This window comes from Pelagovum sp. HNIBRBA483, from assembly GCF_040931995.1.
GTDB lineage: Bacteria > Pseudomonadota > Alphaproteobacteria > Rhodobacterales > Rhodobacteraceae > JAEPMR01.
In genome coordinates, this window is record NZ_CP162412.1 from 408,131 (window position 1) to 424,943 (window position 16,813).

The following is a 16,813-nucleotide window of genomic DNA, read 5'->3' on the forward strand; positions in this document are numbered from 1 at the left end:
AAACCAATATGAAGGAGCGACCCATGCTCGAGCTTGGACAAGGACAAAACGGCGCAGCGGCTGCGCAGAATGCAGAGCTGATCGTCGATGGTAGCGATCAGACCTTCATGGCTGATGTTGTGGAAGCCTCACAGACGGTGCCGGTGATTGTTGATTTCTGGGCGCCATGGTGCGGCCCCTGCAAGACGCTTGGACCGGCGCTTGAGGCGGCAGTGACCCGCGCAAAGGGGGCTGTGAAGCTGGTGAAGATCGACGTTGATCAGAATCAGGCGATTGCCGGCCAATTACAGGTACAGTCGATCCCGACGGTCTATGCCTTCTGGAAAGGGCAACCTGTGGATGGTTTCCAAGGTGCGGTTCCGCCCAGCCAAATCGACACATTCGTTGCCAAGCTGGCAGAGATGAGTGGCGGTTCTGCTGATGGTGGACTTTCAGAGGCGGTTGAAGCTGCGGAAGCGATGCTGGAAGAAGGGGCTGTTGCCGATGCGGCCCAGACCTTTGCCGCGATTTTGCAGGAAGATCCCGCGAATGCCCCTGCCTATGGAGGGTTGGTGCGCTGCCATGTGGCGCTCGGAGAGCTGGATCAGGCTGAGGCTGTCCTGAACGGTGCGCCTGCCGAAATTTCGGACAGCGTTGAACTAGAGGCGGCACGGGCCCAGATCGCGCTCGCGCGGCAGGCCGAAAGTGCCGGCCCTGTTGCCGAGTTGCAGGCGGCTGTTGACGCTGATCCGGCCAATCTGCAAGCGCGCTATGATTTGGCTGGCGCGTTGCAAGCCGCTGGGCGTACGGAAGAGGCAGTTGATCAGCTTCTTGACTTGTTCCGCAGGGATAAGGAGTGGAATGACGGTGCCGCGAAGACCCTTCTTTTCCAGATTTTTGACGCTCTGAAAGCGAATGATCCAATCGTGCTGAATGGACGGCGAAAACTGTCGTCAATGATATTTGCCTAACGCCATGCAGGCGCTACCTTAGGGCTATGTTTTCAGCGGCAGACCTACCAGACACCGTGCCGGTGTTCCCTTTGCCCGGGGCGCTTTTGCTGCCCCGCGCTCGGTTGCCTTTACATATTTTCGAGCCGCGGTATCTGGCGATGCTGGATGACGTATTGAAAACCCCATCGCGGCTGATCGGGATGATCCAGCCGTTCGAGGGGCGTGGTGATGCGCTGCACCTGATTGGCTGTGCTGGGCGGTTGACGGGTTTTTCCGAAACGGAAGACGGACGCTATATGATCACCCTGTCGGGGATTTCTCGCTTCCGTGTCCTCAAAGAGATTGACGGATTTACCCCGTATCGCCGCTGTGCAGTGTCTTGGGACGGCTTTGGTGCGGATCTCGGCCCGAGCGAATGCGATAAAGGATTGGACCGCGAGGCCTTCATGGCGCTGTTGTGGCGTTATTTCGAGGCGCAGGGGCTTTCGACCGATAGGGACAGCCTGAAAGAGGCGGATGATGAGTTGCTTATCAACTCTTTATCGATGCTGTGCCCGTTCGAGCCGGAGGACAAGCAGGCTTTGTTGGAGGCTCCCTCCCTGTTGACGCGGCGCGAAACCTTGGTGACGTTGCTGGAATTCGCGACACGAGCCGGAGAAGGGGGAGATCGCCTGCAATGACCGAAACCACTGTAGAATTCGACAGACGGATGCTGGACGGCTTGGTTTGCCCGCAAACACAGGCGGTTCTGCGCTACAATGCAGAGTCGCAGGAGCTGATTTCGGAAGCAGCTGGTTTGGCCTTTCCGATCCGCGAGGGCATCCCTGTGATGTTGATCGACGAAGCCCGTAAGCTGGACGACTGATCAGCCGCGCATCAGGCGGGGGAGATCGCCTGTCAAACCCGCTGCCTCGCGCACGAAGCTGCGGCGCAGCCACGGCACGGCATTGACGGCACCCATGCCGATGTCTCGAAGTGTCCTGAGGAGCGGATTATCGTTCGAGAACAGGCGGTTAAATGTATCCGTGGCTGTGGCCAGCGTCGCGGTATCGAACCGGCGCCATTCCTGATAACGGGCGAGGGGCGCTTTGCTGCCAATATCTTCGCCACGCTGCCGCGCATCAGAAAGAACTTCAGCAAGCGCAGCCACATCGCGTAGGCCCGCGTTCAACCCCTGACCGGCGATCGGGTGCATACCGTGTGCCGCGTCACCGACAAGGGCGATGCGGTCGGCATAGAAGCTGTTGGCGAGGGTCAGGTTGAGCGGGTAGGTGAAACGGGCGCCTTGCAGCGAGATGTCACCAAGGAACGAGCCAAAGGCGGGACGCAGTGCGTCGAGGAAGTCCGCATCGTTCATCGCGGCCAATTCGGCGGCGCGGCTGTCGGTTTCGCTCCAGACGATAGAGGAACGTTTCCCCGACACCGGCAAAATCGCGAGCGGACCAGCGGGCATGAAAAACTGATGCGCGATGCCATTATGGGGCCTTTCGTGGGCCACCGCGCAGACAACGGCGGTTTGTCCGTAGCCCCAGCCGGTGCGGGAGATGCCCGCGCGTTCGGCAGTGCCGGAACGCCGCCCGTCACAGCCGACGGCGAGGGTGGCGCGGAGGGATTTGCCAGAAGCCAGCGTTAGGGTGATGCCGCTACTGTCGGGTGACTGGGCCACGACGCGTTCTTCGGTGTAAGCAGTGATGCGCTCCTCGGTGTCCATCGCATCAAGGAACGCCCGCCGGAGGTGGCGGTCTTCGAGCATGTAGCCCATTGGGCCTTCTTCCAGCTCGGCGTGGTCGAAATGCATCATCCAAGGGGACTGCCCTTCGCCAGCGCGGCCGTCTGTGACTTTGATCTCGAGCATCGGTGTCGCATTGCCTGAAACCTGCGGCCAAATCCCGATGTTGCGGAGGAGCCGTTGGGAGGAAAGCGCCAAGGCGTAGGCACGCCCGTCAAACTCTGGGTCGGCGCGGGTGTCGCGCGGGAGTGCATCAATCACGCCGACCGAAAACCCGCTTTGTGCGAGCGCGAGGGCCAGTGCGGGACCGTTCAGGCCGCCGCCAATGATGAGAATATCGTGATCCAGAGTCATATCTCCTCCTGACCCAAGACATATGGCGGGAGGGATGGGATTGTCCATGCGCGGAGTGGTCGCTACCGTGGCGAAATTGGTAGGAGGAGCGGGCCGATGGAGCAGTGGAGGTGGATGTCAGCCTCGGATTTGGGGCGTGGGATTGGGCGGGGAGAGATCGACCCTGTGGCGCTGACCGAAGTGTTCCTTCAAGCCATTGACGAAAACCCGCAGTCGCACCGCATCTACGTTACAGTTACAGCTGAGCGTGCACGCGCAGAGGCAGCCGCCGCCGCAGAGCGGGCGCGCTTTTCGCAGCGGCGCGGTCCACTCGATGGGGTGCCGGTTTCGTGGAAAGATCTGTTCGACAGCGCGGGGACGCCCACGGAGGCGGGAACCCTCCTGATGAAAGGAAGGATCCCGCAACGGGATGCAGAGGTCTTGGCGCGGGCGACAACGGCGGGGCTTGTATGCCTTGGTAAAACCCACATGAGCGAGATTGCCTTTTCTGGCCTGGGCTACAATCCGATGGCAGAAACACCGCCCAATGTGCATGACGCGGCCTGCGCGCCGGGGGGCTCCTCGTCTGGGGCGGCGGCATCAGTGGCGTTTGGTCTGGCGGCGGCAGGCATCGGCTCTGATACGGGTGGATCGGTCCGGATTCCGGCGGCGTGGAATGATCTGGTAGGTTTGAAGACAACGCATGGATTGGTGTCGCTTGATGGTGTCGTGCCGCTTTGCCCGTCTTTCGATACGGTTGGTCCGCTTTGCCGGACGGTTGAGGACGCGGCAGCGCTGTTGAGCGTGCTCACCGGCGATGTGGGATCGGACTTGCATAATGCATCGCTGCAGGGTGTGCGGCTCCTTTGCCTGTCGGGACTGCCGGAAACGGATATCGCGCCGGAAATTCGCGCGGGCTACCGCTCAGCGGTTGAGCGACTGAATGCCGCTGGCGCAGAAATTCATCGAGCTGAGGGGCCGATGGTGCAGGCGGCGATGGAGTTGTCGCCTGTGCTCTATGCCGCTGAGGCCTGCGCGCATTGGCGAGACGCTGTCGAAGCGGATCCTGAGGCGATGTATTTCCAGATACGGGAAAGGTTGATGGCGGGCGTGCAGTTTGCGGCGGTCGATTTTGTCAAAGCCTGGGATCAGCTGCGCGGCCTTCGCAAGGAGTGGCAGGCGTTCGCGGCGGGTTATGATGCTGTTTTGATGCCGACAGCGCCGATCAAAGCGCCGATTGTCGCGCGGCTTGAAACCGATGATGTGTACTACAAAGAGGCGAACCTGATGGCGCTTCGAAACACGCGCATTGGCAATTTGATGGGGTTGTGCGGTCTGACACTGCCAACGGGTGTTCCGATGTCGGGTGTGATGATCTGCGCCGATGCGGGTGCTGACCGGCGGCTTTTGCGACTTGGGCATGCCGCCGAAAGGGCGCTGGCTTGAAGCCAGAGGCGGCGGGAAAGCCACAACTCCCCGAATCTGCTCGGCTTTCGGCGCACAGTTTTCTGGACAGGCGGCGCTGCTTCGCGCTAGATTGAGAGAAAGCGGGGCGCAATGATCCCGTAAATTGAGGCAGATATGGACTTTCCCGAGCGGTTTTCGAACCTACCGGAATACGCGTTTCCGCGCCTGCGGACGTTGTTGGATTCGCTCTCTCCCGGGGGCGAACCTATCGTCATGACTATTGGCGAACCGCGCCACGCTTTCCCTACTTTTGTCAGTGAGACACTGGCAACCGCCACGGAAGAATTTGCCAAGTATCCGCCCAACGAGGGGTCGCCCGAACTGCTATCCGCAATCGTTGGCTGGGTATCGCAGCGCTACGGTGTATCGCTGACGCCGGATCAGATCATGGTGCTGAATGGTACGCGTGAAGGGCTTTACAACGCTGCAATGGCGCTTTGCCCCGAGGCAAAAAACGGGAAGAAGCCGATTATCCTGACGCCGAACCCGTTCTATCAGGTTTATGCAATCGGCGCGGTTTCGGTTGGGGCTGAGGCGGTTTTTGTGAATGCAACCGCCGAAACGGGGCATTTGCCTGACTTTGCCGCGCTCCCGAAAGATGTGCTGGAGCGGGTGGCGATTGCCTATATCTGCTCGCCTGCAAATCCACAGGGTGCGGTGGCGACCGAAGATTATTGGCGTGCGCTCATCACGCTTGCGGAAAAATACGATTTCCGGATTTTTGCAGATGAGTGCTATTCGGAGATTTATCGCGATACGCCACCTGTAGGTGCGTTGGAAATTGCCGCGAAAATGGGTGCTGATCCCGAACGTGTGTTGATCTTTCATTCGCTCTCAAAACGCTCGAACCTGCCCGGGCTGCGTTCCGGTTTTGTGGCTGGAGGCCGGAAATCGATCGCTGCGGTGCGCCAGCTACGGGCCTATTCGGGGGCGCCGTTGCCTTTGCCACTTCAGCGTGTGGCAGAAAAGGTCTGGGCCGATGAGGCGCATGTTGAAGAGAGCCGCGGCCTTTACCGTGAGAAATACCGGATCGCCGACAAGATTTTTGCCGGTGTCGAAGGGTATGAGAGCCCGCAGGCGGGGTTCTTCCTTTGGTTGCCGGTTGCGGATGGCGAGGAGGCGGCCGTCAAGCTCTGGACGGAGACGGGTGTACGGGTGCTCCCGGGAGCCTATCTGAGCCGCGACACAGACGCCGGAAACCCCGGAACAGGATTTATCAGGGTCGCGATGGTGGCCCCAAAAGAAGAAATGCAGCGCGGGCTGAAATTGATCCGTGACTGTTTGTACGATTGAGGACCAGACGTATGGCTTTTCAGACACGACTTCGCGATCCACTACTCGATAGCAGCACGCAGGCCGCATTGGAAAAGCGGGGACGGGAGCTTTTGGGCCTCGCGGTAATGGCATTGGGGATCGTGCTGGGGCTGATGCTGTTTACGCATAGTCCTGATGACCCGTATTGGATGTTGTCCTCTGATGCCCCGGTCCAGAATGCATTTGGGTCGCTCGGTGCGACGGTTTCAGCGACGTTAATGCTGGTGCTCGGACTGGCGGCATGGGGTCTGCCGACTGTTATCATCACTTGGGGTGCGCGTTTTGTGCTGCATCACGGTACCGCGCGCCTGTTTGAGCGGGTGATTTTTGCGCCCATCGCGATTGTGCTGATGTCGGTTTATGCATCGACTTTGGTTCCCGGAAATGGCTGGCAGCAGAGCTATGGGCTGGGCGGGATGTTCGGTGATATGGCTGTCGGCATGTTGATGGGGCTGGTCCCAGCGGGGCAGGCACTTTCTGTCAAGATTGTAAGTGCGGGTGCTGGTCTGTTCACGCTTGCGGCTGGTTTGCATGCGCTGGGCTTTACCCTGCGCGAAGTTGGTAATGGCGGTCGCTTTCTCGTGTTTGGGACAATCGTTCTCTATTCCATGATCTTAAAACTTTTGGGCCGCAGCGCCGCGATGTCATTTTCGGCGGCGAGCGGTTTGCATGCGACTGTTCAGGCGCGACGGGATGATGCCCGTGTGACGCCGGAAACAGCGAATGATCCGCGCATCAAGGAGCGCGTGGCGGCAGTTGTGCGGTCAAACCCAGCGATGCCGCTGGCAGAGCGCGCGGTTGCAGAGCCGCCGCTGCACGCCAAACATCCGGTTGGCGCTTCGCAGCCTGTGGCGACCCCGGAACTAGAGCATATGAAGGCTCCTACAGCGCAGAGTGGTGGGCTTTTCGGGATGTTCCGACGCGTACCGGAACCAGAGATGCCTGCGCCGGAGCTGATTGATTACGATGATCATGGGGATGCAGCGGCAGAAACGCCTGACGGCAGCCGCATCCGCGACAAGATCGCCAGTGCTATCCGCAATCGCAATACTGCCCCCGAGGTGGAAGCCCAAGTCGAGGAGCCGCCTGTTACGGGTTTCCGTATTGAGCCGCGCTTGACCGAAGGCAAAGGCCCGCGCCCACTCGTTTACGCTGATCCTCTTGCGACCCCGCAGCCGCAGGAAACGCTCGTGCCTGACGTGGCGGAAGCCGTTGAAGATACGGTTGCAGAGGTGGAAACGCCGCCGGCTGCGCCTGCGGCGGTACCTACTGCCGAGCGTGATGCACCGCTGCGGCGTGTTGTGCAGCCTGCGGTGAAGCGGACACCGGCCCCCTCACGACAGGCGCAGGCCGAAGCGCAGCCGAGCTTGCAATTCGAAGAAAAACACAGCGACTACGAGCACCCACCGCTGAGCCTGTTGACCAGCCCCGTATCGATTGAACGCCACTACCTGAGCGACGAAGCGCTGGAAGAAAATGCGCGGATGCTGGAGAGCGTTCTGGATGACTACGGTGTGAAGGGCGAGATTGTGAGCGTGCGCCCTGGCCCTGTTGTGACGATGTACGAACTTGAACCGGCGCCAGGCTTGAAGGCCAGCCGCGTGATCGGGTTGGCGGACGATATTGCGCGTTCGATGTCGGCGCTTTCAGCGCGTGTTTCCACTGTTCCGGGCCGTTCGGTTATCGGGATCGAATTGCCCAATGCCAGCCGTGAGAAGGTGGTGCTGCGGGAGATCCTTGCCGCGCGCGGGTTTGGTGACAGCAACATGCGCCTGCCGCTTGCGCTGGGCAAAGACATCGGCGGCGAGCCAGTGGTGGCGAACCTTGCGAAGATGCCGCATTTGCTGATCGCAGGGACGACGGGATCAGGTAAATCGGTGGCGATCAATACGATGATCCTATCGCTGCTGTATAAGCTGACGCCGGACGAGTGCCGCCTGATCATGATTGACCCGAAGATGCTGGAACTCAGCGTCTATGATGGCATTCCGCATTTGCTGAGCCCAGTTGTGACCGATCCGAAGAAAGCGGTTGTCGCGCTGAAATGGGTCGTGGGCGAGATGGAAGAGCGCTATCGCAAGATGTCAAAGATGGGTGTGCGCAACATCGAAGGTTATAACGGCCGCGTGGCGGATGCGCTGAGCAGAGGGGAGTTGTTTAGTCGCACCGTGCAGACCGGATTTGATGATGCGACGGGCGATCCGGTGTTTGAAACGGAGGAGTTCAAACCCGAGAAGATGCCCTACATCGTGGTCATCGTCGACGAGATGGCCGACCTGATGATGGTGGCGGGCAAAGAGATCGAGGCTTGCATTCAGCGCTTGGCGCAGATGGCGCGGGCGTCTGGTATTCACCTGATCATGGCGACGCAGCGGCCGTCTGTCGATGTGATCACCGGCACCATCAAGGCAAACTTCCCGACGCGGATTTCGTTCCAAGTGACATCGAAAATCGACAGCCGCACGATCTTGGGCGAGCAGGGTGCTGAACAGCTTCTTGGCATGGGCGACATGCTTTATATGGCGGGCGGCGCACGGATCACGCGCGTTCATGGGCCTTTTGTCAGCGATGAGGAGGTCGAGGAGATCGTCAACTACCTCAAGAGCTTTGGCCCGCCGGAATATATGTCCGGCGTCGTGGACGGCCCCGATGATGAGAAAGAGGCGGATATCGATCTGGTCTTGGGTCTTGGCGGCAATACCGACGGTGAAGACGCGCTATATGATCAGGCGGTGGCAATTGTGATCCGCGACCGCAAATGCTCGACTTCTTACATCCAGCGGAAACTGGCGATTGGCTACAACAAGGCAGCCCGTTTGGTGGAGCAAATGGAGGATGAAGGCGTGGTCAGCGCCGCCAACCACGTTGGCAAACGTGAAATACTCGTACCGGAACAGCACTGATGGTGACTGTACGACCCGTTGTGGAGGCGGACCACGCAGAGTGGAGTCGTCTCTACGAAGGGTATGCGGCTTTTTATGGCGTTCCACAGACACCCGAAATGCGAGCGCTTGTCTGGGAGTGGATTTGGGATCCGGACCATGAGGTTGAGTGCCGTGTTGCCCTCAATGAGTCGGGCAGGGTGATCGGGCTTGCGCATTTCAGGGAATTTGCCCGCCCGCTGGCGGCGGCAAAGGGCGGCTTTCTGGATGATCTTTTCGTTGACCCAGACGCACGCGGCAGCGGTGCTGCAGATGCGTTGATCGACGCAGTGCGGGAGGTTGCAGTAGCACGCGGTTGGAGCGTGGTGCGCTGGATTACGGCAGAGGACAATTATCGCGCGCGGGCTGTGTATGACAGGGTGGCCGTCAAAACACGCTGGCGGACCTACGACCTGGCACTTTAGCGGGTGGCTTTGCTGCGGATATCCGCTGACAGGGGTGTTGATATCGCCTAGCCGCTTGTTTGCGGGCATCAAGCACCCATGTCAGGCGGTAGAGACGGAGAGACGAGATGTGGGACCAGATTTTCAAGCTAGCGCTGCGGGGGATGCTGCTTGCGACACCTGTGCTGGTCGCAGGGTTTGCGGGGCGGGCCGAGGCGGAGCAGGTTTCGCTGGCGGAGGTGTCGCGCTACTTCAACGAGATGCAAGCACTGGAAGCCAAGTTCACCCAGATCAATGATGATGGCACACTTTCGACCGGCACCCTCTTTATCCATCGGCCCGGGCGGATGCGTTTTGAGTATGACCCGCCGGAGCAAGCGCTTGTTATCGCGGCTGGTGGCTCTTTGGCGGTGTTCGACCCCGGTTCAAATACGGGTCCAGAGCGCTATCCGTTGGGTCGGACTCCGCTGAATATCATTTTGAAGCGGGATGTGGACTTAACCGCGGAGCGGATGGTTGTTGACCACAGCTATGATGGCACAGTGACGCGCGTAACGGCGCAAGATCCTGATAATCCCGAATACGGGTCGATCCAGCTTGTTTTCACCGACGCACCTGTCGAACTACGGCAATGGGTAATTACCGATAATTCCGGTTCCTTGACCACGGTGATCCTCTCCGAGACGGCAGAGGGCGCGCGGCTGCCGTCGCGTTTGTTCAGCATCATTTCTGAAACTGAAAACTGGCTTGAGCGCCGCTGATCAGAGACGCACGCCGCGACAGGAGGCGAGCTGACGCTCGTAAGTCACAGCGCGACTGCGGACATTGGCGGCGACATTGAGGAGCCATGCTTTGCTGCGGTAGGTACCGCGACGGTAGCCAGCATGCCCTTCGTGATAAGCGAGGTACTGGTTATAGACATCGTTCATGGCAATGCCGTTGACGCTGTTGGTGCGGCGCATGTACCAGCCGATGAAATCTGTGGCGTCGTCGACATTGTCTCGGCGCGCGAAGCGGCGGCCAGCATCGGCTTTGTAATCGTCCCAAGTGCCATCGAGTGCTTGCGCGTAGCCGTAGGCGGAGGATGCGCGGCCGCGTGGGATGATCCCGAGGAAAAACCGCCGCGGGGGGCGATTGTTGGCGATGAACTTGCTTTCCTGATGGATGATCGCCATGAGCACATGCGGTTCAACACCCCAACGGCGCTCCGCGCGCTGGAAGGCGGTAACGTAGTGCGGTCGTTCCGTTACAATCGCGCAGGCATTCTCGACCTGCTCCGGGGCGCGATATTCACGCGATCCACAGCTGCCAAGGGCCAATAGCAAAAGCACGGCGATTAGGGGTCTGCTCATCTGCCTCTCGCCTTTTATTCCCCCTAGTTTAGCAGGAGGGGCGATTCGGGGGAATGAAATTTCGGTTAATTTACAACGCAAATGCCAGAATGAGCGGTAATCCGACCACCGACAGGAGAGTGGAGACAACAACCATACCCGCCACCGATTGCGCATCGGCGCCGAACTTTTCCGCCAGCAGATAAGAGGTCACGGCAACGGGCGTGGCCAATTGTAGAGTCAAAACGGCCAGCGGAAGGGAAGCAAGCCCGAACCACAATCCGACGCCGAGGCCGATAGCAACGCAAACCGCGAATTTTATAACCGACAGGATTATCGCCAAGCGCACCTGTTTCGGTTGCAGGCGGGCAACGGCGACGCCAAGGGTAATCAGCATCACAGGAATGGCGATCTGCCCGAGGAGATCGAGCGTGTTGGTGAGGAATATTGGCGTCTTCCAGCCCTGCCAGAGAAACAACACACCAAGGAACAGCGCCCCCATCAGGGGTTCGCGGATAATGCGGCCAAGGGATCCGCGCCCTGCGATCATCCAGATGCCGATGGAAAAAGATAAAAGCATCATCACGGCAAATGGGACGAGCGCATAGCTGAAACCTGCCTCGCCAAAGGCGAAGAGCGCCAGAGGCAGGCCCAGATTGCCGGTATTGCCAAAGATCAGCGGGGCGAGAAAGGTCCGGCTATCGAGCCGCATGATGCGGATCAGTGCGAAGAGAGCTGCGCCAATGCCCGCATAGGCAACGAGGCTGGCGACGGAAAGACGGGCAAGCGCTTCGGGCTCGATTTCGGTATTCATCAGCGCCACAAAGACAAGTGCGGGCAGTGAAACTGTCATTGCCAGCCGCGTCACGAACTCAAGTTTGTATTCGAAACCGAGCCGAACCCAAGTGAACCCGATGGCCGCCAAAAGGAATACCGGAGCGGTGATTTGAATAACTGTCAGAGCAAGGTTCACAGACTGTTTCCTGTCGAATCACTGATGTTTCATGGACATGAAGCGGTTGCGGGATTACTAAAGGCGTGGGAGTAAGAGTGCTATGCTAAAGACACGGGCAAAATATTATTTGGGCCAGGTAGTGCGGCACCGCAAGCATCCTTTTCGGGGGGTGGTTTTTGATGTTGATCCCCAATTCAACAATACCGAGGAATGGTATCAGGCGATCCCCGAAGAAATTCGGCCGTCGAAAGACCAGCCCTATTATCACCTCCTCGCAGAGAATGATCAGAGCTATTATGTGGCCTATGTGTCGGAGCAGAACCTGATCGCGGACTATTCTGGCGTGCCCGTCAAACATCCTGACCTAGAGGATTTCTTTGGCCCGTTTACGGATGGCTACTACCCGCTCGAAGTGGCGATGAACTAATTTTCTAGGTTAATAGCCGAGTGCGCATCCGTCTTTGCGCGGGTCGGACGCACCGATGAGAACGCCATCCTCTCTGATTTCGATTGCCTGAGCGCCTCCGATTGGGCCTTCGTTCAGGCGGAGTTTGTGGCCTTTGTCGGCGAGCGCTGACCGAACGTCGGGTGCATAGCTGTTTTCGATCCTTAAGGTGTCATCTTCGGCAAAGCAGCGGGGTCCGTCGATCGCGCTTTGGGGGTCGAAGCCGAAATCAGCGATGTTGGTGAGGAAACGGGCATGTCCGCAGGCTTGATAAGCGCCGCCCATGACGCCGAAGGGCATTGAGGCGCGGCCGTTTTCACGGACTATTGCGGGAATGATCGTATGCATCGGACGTTTGCCTGCGCCTGCTTCGTTCGGATGGCCCTCGGTCAGGTTGAAGCCTTGTCCGCGATTGTGGAACAGGATGCCGAAACGATCCGAAGCGATGCCAGAGCCGAAACCTGAGAAGATCGAGTAGATCAGGGAGACGGCCATACGGTCACGATCTACAACGGTGATGTAGATGGTATCGCGATGGACCTCCTCGGTGAGTTTTGTTGCAGAGGCTAATGCTTGGTGCGGGTCGATTAGAGCTGCGAGCTTGTTTGCTGTCTCCTCCGAGAGGAAGGTGTCGAGCTTGGTCGTGTGCGCGGGGTCAGCGATGAAGCGATTGCGTGCGTCGTAGGCAAGTTTGGTCGCCTCGGCTTCGATATGGGCACGTTCTGCGCCGAACGGATCCATCGAGGCGAGATCGAAATTCCGCAGAATGTTCAGAATGAGATGTGCTGTTGCGCCCTGACCGTTAGGCGGATGTTCGAGCAGTTCACGGCCCGCATATTGGCCGGATACCGGATTGGTATATGTGGACGCTGTTTGCTCGAAATCCTCTAATGTGTGGCTGCCGCCAAACGCTTGCAGGGTCGCGACCATATCGTCGGCGACCTCGCCGGAATAGAAGCCATCCCGCCCTTCGAGCGCGATGCGGCGGAGGACTTCGGCTTGATCGGGTGCGCGAAATAGCGTGCCAGCTGAGGGCGCCTTGCCTTGGACATTGAAGCGGTTTCGTGCGCTCTCATTAAAAACTGCGCCTCCTTCGTTCGCCCAATCGAAAGCGACGCGGGGGGCGACGGGGATGCCTGCGTCGGCGTAGTGGATGGCCGGTGCCAAAGCGGCCTTGAGGCCGAGGCGACCGTGATCCCGCGCCAAGGTGCAAAAGGCATCGACTGCGCCAGGGATTGTAATGGCAGCGGGGTCATGGCGCGGGATGCGCGTGTGACCGGCAGCGCGCAATGGTTCGGGATCGAACCTTTTTGGCGCGCGGCCTGATCCGTTGAGCGCGATGACCGGCGCGTCAGGCGATGGAGCAACAAGCGCGAAGCAATCGCCGCCGATCCCTGTCATCTGCGGCTCGCAGAGGCCAAGGAGGACTGCGCCAGCGATTGCTGCGTCAACGGCGTTGCCGCCTGCTTCGAGCATTTGAATGGCGACCTTTGCCGCAAGCGGATGCGAGGTGGCGCACATACCATTGGTGGCGTAGACCGCCGAGCGGCCGGGGCGTTCGAAATCGCGCATGGGAGTCCTCCTGCCGCGAACGTATCGTTTGAACGCGGCGGTGCAATATGGGAAATGGGCCTGAGAATTGGAGGGCGAGTTAAATGCGCGTCGATTATGCCGAATTAAGGCAACGGATCATGGCGGTTGCCGAAGGGGAGCAGGACGAAACTGCCCTGATGGCGACACTTGCGTGCGAGATCCATCATGCGGACAGTCGGTTTGATTGGACTGGGTTCTATCGCGTGGTGGGGCCAGAACTACTGAAGATCGGACCCTATCAGGGCGGACATGGCTGTCTGACGATCCCGTTTTCACGCGGAGTATGTGGCGCCGCGGCACGGACGCAGGAAACGCAACTCGTTCCGGATGTTGATGCCTTCCCCGGGCATATTGCCTGCGCCAGTTCGACTCGATCCGAGATCGTTCTGCCGGTGTGGAATGGTGCGGGTGAGTTGATTGCCGTGCTGGATATCGACAGCGACGAGCCAGACACTTTTGATCAGCGAGATGCAGATGCGCTGGCGGATATTCTGAAAGCGGTGTTTGGCTAGGTCGCTGCGCGCAGGATGCCCTGCGCGCAGCGTATTTTGGTTTAGGCGACGTCGAAGGTCAGCGGCTTGATCTGGTTGAACAGGCCGGTGTCGTTCAGTGCCTTTATCGCGGAGGCAGGTACGGGTTCGTCGACATAAAGCAGCGCGATGGCCTCCCCCTTTGCGGTGGCGCGGCCGAGGGTAAAGTTCGCGATGTTGACGCCGTTGGAGCCCATCGTGGTGCCCAATGTGCCGATGATGCCGGGGACGTCTTCGTTGGTCGTGTAGAGCATGTGCGAGCCGACCTCGGCGTCGATGTTGATGCCCTTGATTTGGATGAAGCGCGGTTTGCCATCAGAGAACACCGTGCCCGCAATCGAACGCTCACGCTTACTGGTGACGACGGTGACCTTCATGTAGCCCTCGAATGCGCCCGATTGATCCTGACGGGTGGTCGAGACTTTGATGCCACGCTCTTTGGCGATCACGGGGGCGGACACCATGTTCACGTCGGGGTTGGCCTTTTTCATGATCCCGGCGATTGCGCCGCAGTTCAGCGCTTCGAGGTTCATTTCGGCGACCGAACCGTCATAGAGAATATTGATTGCCTTGATCGGCTCGTCGGTCATTTGGCCGATGAAGTTACCGAGGTGATCTGCCAGCTTGATCCACGGGCCCATGACTTTGGCCTCTTCTGCCGTCACCGATGGCATGTTCAGCGCGTTCTGGACAGCGCCGGTAAGCAGGTAGTCGGCCATTTGCTCGGCCACCTGGAGGGCGACGTTTTCCTGTGCTTCGGTCGTAGCAGCACCGAGGTGCGGGGTGCAGACGACGTTGGGCAGGTTGAAGAGTGGGTTTTCGGTTGCCGGCTCGACAGAAAACACGTCAAAGCCAGCGCCAGCCACATGGCCGGATTTGAGCGCTTCGGCGAGAGCTTCTTCGTCTACCAGTCCGCCGCGCGCGCAGTTGACGATGCGAACGCCTTTCTTGGTCTTGGCGATGTTTTCTGCCGAGAGGATGTTGCGGGTCGCATCGGTGAGCGGGACGTGCAGGGTGATGAAATCGGCGCGCGCTAGGAGTTCGTCCAGTTCGACTTTGTCGACGCCGATTTTGTCCGCGCGTTCTTGGCTGAGGTAGGGGTCGTAAGCGACGACCTTCATCCGAAGGCCTTGAGCACGGTCGATCACGATGGAGCCGATATTGCCCGCGCCAATAACGCCGAGGGTCTTGCCGGTGAGTTCAACGCCCATGAAACGCGACTTTTCCCACTTCCCAGCGTGGGTGGAGGCATTGGCCTCGGGGATCTGGCGGGCGACGGCCATCATCATGGAAATCGCATGCTCGGCAGTGGTGATCGAGTTGCCGAAGGGCGTGTTCATCACGATGATGCCCTTTTTCGATGCGGCGGGGATATCGACGTTATCGACACCGATACCGGCACGACCGATGACTTTAAGGTTGTCGGCTTTCTCGATCAGCTTTTCAGTCGCTTTCGTAGCCGAACGGATGGCAAGGCCATCATAATCGCCGATGATGGCGGCAAGGGCGTCTTTGTCCTTGCCCAATTCTGGGCGGAAATCGACTTCAACACCGCGATCGCGGAAGATCTGGACGGCGGCTTCGGATAGTTTATCGGAAATTAGAACTTTGGGAGCCATGGGTTTTGTCCTCTTGGCAGAAGTAATGGCGGGGTATACCCCGCCAGAATGGGATAAAATCAGGCGGCGGCCTGTTGAGCGATCTCGGCTTCGAACGCCCATTCGAGCCACGGCAGCATGGCTTCGATGTCGGACGTTTCGACCGTGGCGCCGCACCAGATGCGCAGGCCCGCCGGAGCATCGCGATAGGCGCCGATATCGAGCGCTGCGCCTTCGGCCTCCAGCCGCTTGGCGACGGCTTTGGCGAAGGCGGCACCATCGGTGATCCGCGAGTCGGTGAACTTCAGACAAACGCTGGTGTTGGAACGGGTCGCCGGATCGTTGGCGAGGTTGTCGATCCAGTCGCGCGAGGCGCAGAAGTTCCAGATTGCACGCGCATTGGCATCGGCACGGTGGCGCAGTGCGTCGAGGCCGCCGATTGACTTCGCCCATTTAAGCGCGACGAGGTAATCCTCGACCGCCAGCATGGAGGGTGTGTTGATCGTCTCGCCCACGAATATGCCTTCGATCAGCTTGCCGCCTTTGGTCAGGCGGAAGATCTTGGGCAGGGGCCAAGTAGGCGTATAGCTTTCCAGCCGTTCGACGGCCCGGGGGCTGAGGATCAGCATACCGTGCGCAGCTTCGCCACCCATGACCTTCTGCCAAGAGAAGGTGGTGACGTCGAGCTTCTCCCACGGGAGATCCTGCGCGAAGGCGGCGGAGGTTGCGTCGCAGATTGTGAGCCCAGCGCGGTCAGTGGGGATGACGTGACCACCGGCGACACGGACGCCGGAGGTGGTGCCGTTCCATGTGAAAACGACATCTTTATCATAGTCGAGCGCGGCCATATCGACGATAGCGCCGTAGTCGGCGGTATGCACAGTGGCATCGAGCTTGAGCTGCTTGACGGCGTCAGTCACCCAACCGGCGCCAAAGCTTTCCCAAGCGGCCATTTCGACAGGGCGTTCGCCCAGAAGGGACCACATCGCCATTTCGACAGCACCAGTATCGGAGGCCGGTACGATGCCGATGCGATAGTCTTCGGGAACGCCGAGAATTTCGCGGGTCAGATCGATTGCTTCTTTAAGCTTTGCCTTACCAACCGCAGCACGATGGCTGCGCCCGAGTGCGGCATCAGAAAGCGAATCAAGTGTGAAAACGGGGGGTTTGGCACAAGGGCCAGACGAAAAGCGCGCATTGGCCGGGCGCTTGGCCGGCTTGGTCTTGGTCATTGGTGTTATCCTTCCAGATATACGCCCCT

At 59.3% G+C, this 16,813-nt stretch carries 16 protein-coding genes; 10 read left to right on the forward strand and 6 right to left on the reverse strand.

What is annotated here, in order from left to right; translation table 11 throughout:
* The first annotated feature begins 23 nt into the window (after window positions 1–23).
* Genes trxA through AB1E42_RS02050 form a run of 3 tightly spaced genes read left to right on the forward strand, consistent with a single transcriptional unit; the run spans window position 24 to window position 1,797 of the window.
* The gene (trxA, locus tag AB1E42_RS02040) at window positions 24–950 is read left to right on the forward strand and encodes a thioredoxin (protein ID WP_368345339.1); all 927 of its coding nucleotides are present in this window, start codon (window positions 24–26) and stop codon (window positions 948–950) included.
* Window positions 951–976: 26 nt separating this feature from the next.
* Window positions 977–1,612 (forward strand): LON peptidase substrate-binding domain-containing protein, encoded by a 636-nt coding sequence (locus tag AB1E42_RS02045; protein WP_368345340.1) that lies wholly within the window; start codon window positions 977–979, stop codon window positions 1,610–1,612.
* Window positions 1,609–1,797 carry a Trm112 family protein gene (locus AB1E42_RS02050; protein ID WP_368345341.1) on the forward strand — a complete coding sequence of 63 codons (189 nt, stop codon included), beginning with the start codon at window positions 1,609–1,611 and terminating at the stop codon, window positions 1,795–1,797. Before AB1E42_RS02045 ends, AB1E42_RS02050 begins: the two co-directional genes overlap by 4 nt.
* Here the strand turns inward: AB1E42_RS02050 and AB1E42_RS02055 are convergent, their stop codons facing one another.
* Window positions 1,798–3,015 (reverse strand): UbiH/UbiF/VisC/COQ6 family ubiquinone biosynthesis hydroxylase, encoded by a 1,218-nt coding sequence (locus AB1E42_RS02055; RefSeq protein ID WP_368345342.1) that lies wholly within the window; start codon window positions 3,013–3,015, stop codon window positions 1,798–1,800.
* 96 nt (window positions 3,016–3,111) lie between these two features.
* On the opposite strand from AB1E42_RS02055, the gene AB1E42_RS02060 reads away from it, so the two are divergent.
* The 5 genes from AB1E42_RS02060 to AB1E42_RS02080 all read left to right on the forward strand — a co-directional run bounded on the left by AB1E42_RS02060 (window position 3,112) and on the right by AB1E42_RS02080 (window position 9,861).
* Window positions 3,112–4,440, forward strand: coding sequence for an amidase (locus AB1E42_RS02060; protein ID WP_368345343.1), 1,329 nt, complete (start codon window positions 3,112–3,114; stop codon window positions 4,438–4,440).
* Between the two features lie 135 nt (window positions 4,441–4,575).
* Entirely contained in the window at window positions 4,576–5,754 is a 1,179-nt protein-coding gene (locus AB1E42_RS02065) for an aminotransferase class I/II-fold pyridoxal phosphate-dependent enzyme (RefSeq protein ID WP_368345344.1), read from the forward strand.
* A gap of 11 nt (window positions 5,755–5,765) precedes the next feature.
* Window positions 5,766–8,678: a DNA translocase FtsK 4TM domain-containing protein gene (locus tag AB1E42_RS02070; protein WP_368345345.1), complete on the forward strand. Its 2,913-nt coding sequence runs from the start codon at window positions 5,766–5,768 to the stop codon at window positions 8,676–8,678.
* On the forward strand, window positions 8,678–9,121 hold the full coding sequence (locus AB1E42_RS02075; protein ID WP_368345346.1) for an N-acetyltransferase family protein: 444 nt from the start codon (window positions 8,678–8,680) through the stop codon (window positions 9,119–9,121). Before AB1E42_RS02070 ends, AB1E42_RS02075 begins: the two co-directional genes overlap by 1 nt.
* Window positions 9,122–9,228: 107 nt before the next feature.
* Window positions 9,229–9,861 carry an outer membrane lipoprotein carrier protein LolA gene (locus AB1E42_RS02080; protein WP_368345347.1) on the forward strand — a complete coding sequence of 211 codons (633 nt, stop codon included), beginning with the start codon at window positions 9,229–9,231 and terminating at the stop codon, window positions 9,859–9,861.
* Here AB1E42_RS02080 and AB1E42_RS02085 read toward each other — a convergent pair whose 3' ends face one another.
* Window positions 9,862–10,452 (reverse strand): transglycosylase SLT domain-containing protein, encoded by a 591-nt coding sequence (locus AB1E42_RS02085; RefSeq protein ID WP_368345348.1) that lies wholly within the window; start codon window positions 10,450–10,452, stop codon window positions 9,862–9,864.
* Window positions 10,453–10,522: 70 nt separating this feature from the next.
* On the reverse strand, window positions 10,523–11,404 hold the full coding sequence (locus AB1E42_RS02090; RefSeq protein WP_368345349.1) for an AEC family transporter: 882 nt from the start codon (window positions 11,402–11,404) through the stop codon (window positions 10,523–10,525).
* Between the two features lie 82 nt (window positions 11,405–11,486).
* Here AB1E42_RS02090 and hspQ point away from each other — a divergent pair, with 82 nt between their 5' ends.
* The gene (gene hspQ / locus AB1E42_RS02095; protein WP_368345350.1) at window positions 11,487–11,813 is read left to right on the forward strand and encodes a heat shock protein HspQ; all 327 of its coding nucleotides are present in this window, start codon (window positions 11,487–11,489) and stop codon (window positions 11,811–11,813) included.
* Between the two features lie 9 nt (window positions 11,814–11,822).
* On the opposite strand, the gene AB1E42_RS02100 is transcribed toward hspQ, so the two are convergent.
* On the reverse strand, window positions 11,823–13,403 hold the full coding sequence (locus AB1E42_RS02100; RefSeq protein WP_368345351.1) for a gamma-glutamyltransferase family protein: 1,581 nt from the start codon (window positions 13,401–13,403) through the stop codon (window positions 11,823–11,825).
* An 83-nt stretch (window positions 13,404–13,486) separates the two neighbouring features.
* Between AB1E42_RS02100 and AB1E42_RS02105 the strand changes: the two genes are divergently transcribed.
* Window positions 13,487–13,936: a GAF domain-containing protein gene (locus tag AB1E42_RS02105; RefSeq protein WP_368345352.1), complete on the forward strand. Its 450-nt coding sequence runs from the start codon at window positions 13,487–13,489 to the stop codon at window positions 13,934–13,936.
* Between the two features lie 41 nt (window positions 13,937–13,977).
* Here the strand turns inward: AB1E42_RS02105 and serA are convergent, their stop codons facing one another.
* A complete protein-coding gene (serA, locus tag AB1E42_RS02110; RefSeq protein WP_368345353.1) occupies window positions 13,978–15,573 on the reverse strand; it encodes a phosphoglycerate dehydrogenase in 1,596 nt (531 codons plus the stop codon).
* 59 nt (window positions 15,574–15,632) lie between these two features.
* Complete coding sequence (locus tag AB1E42_RS02115) at window positions 15,633–16,784, reverse strand: phosphoserine transaminase (RefSeq protein ID WP_368345354.1); 1,152 nt, start codon at window positions 16,782–16,784, stop codon at window positions 15,633–15,635.
* Window positions 16,785–16,813 lie beyond the last annotated feature (29 nt).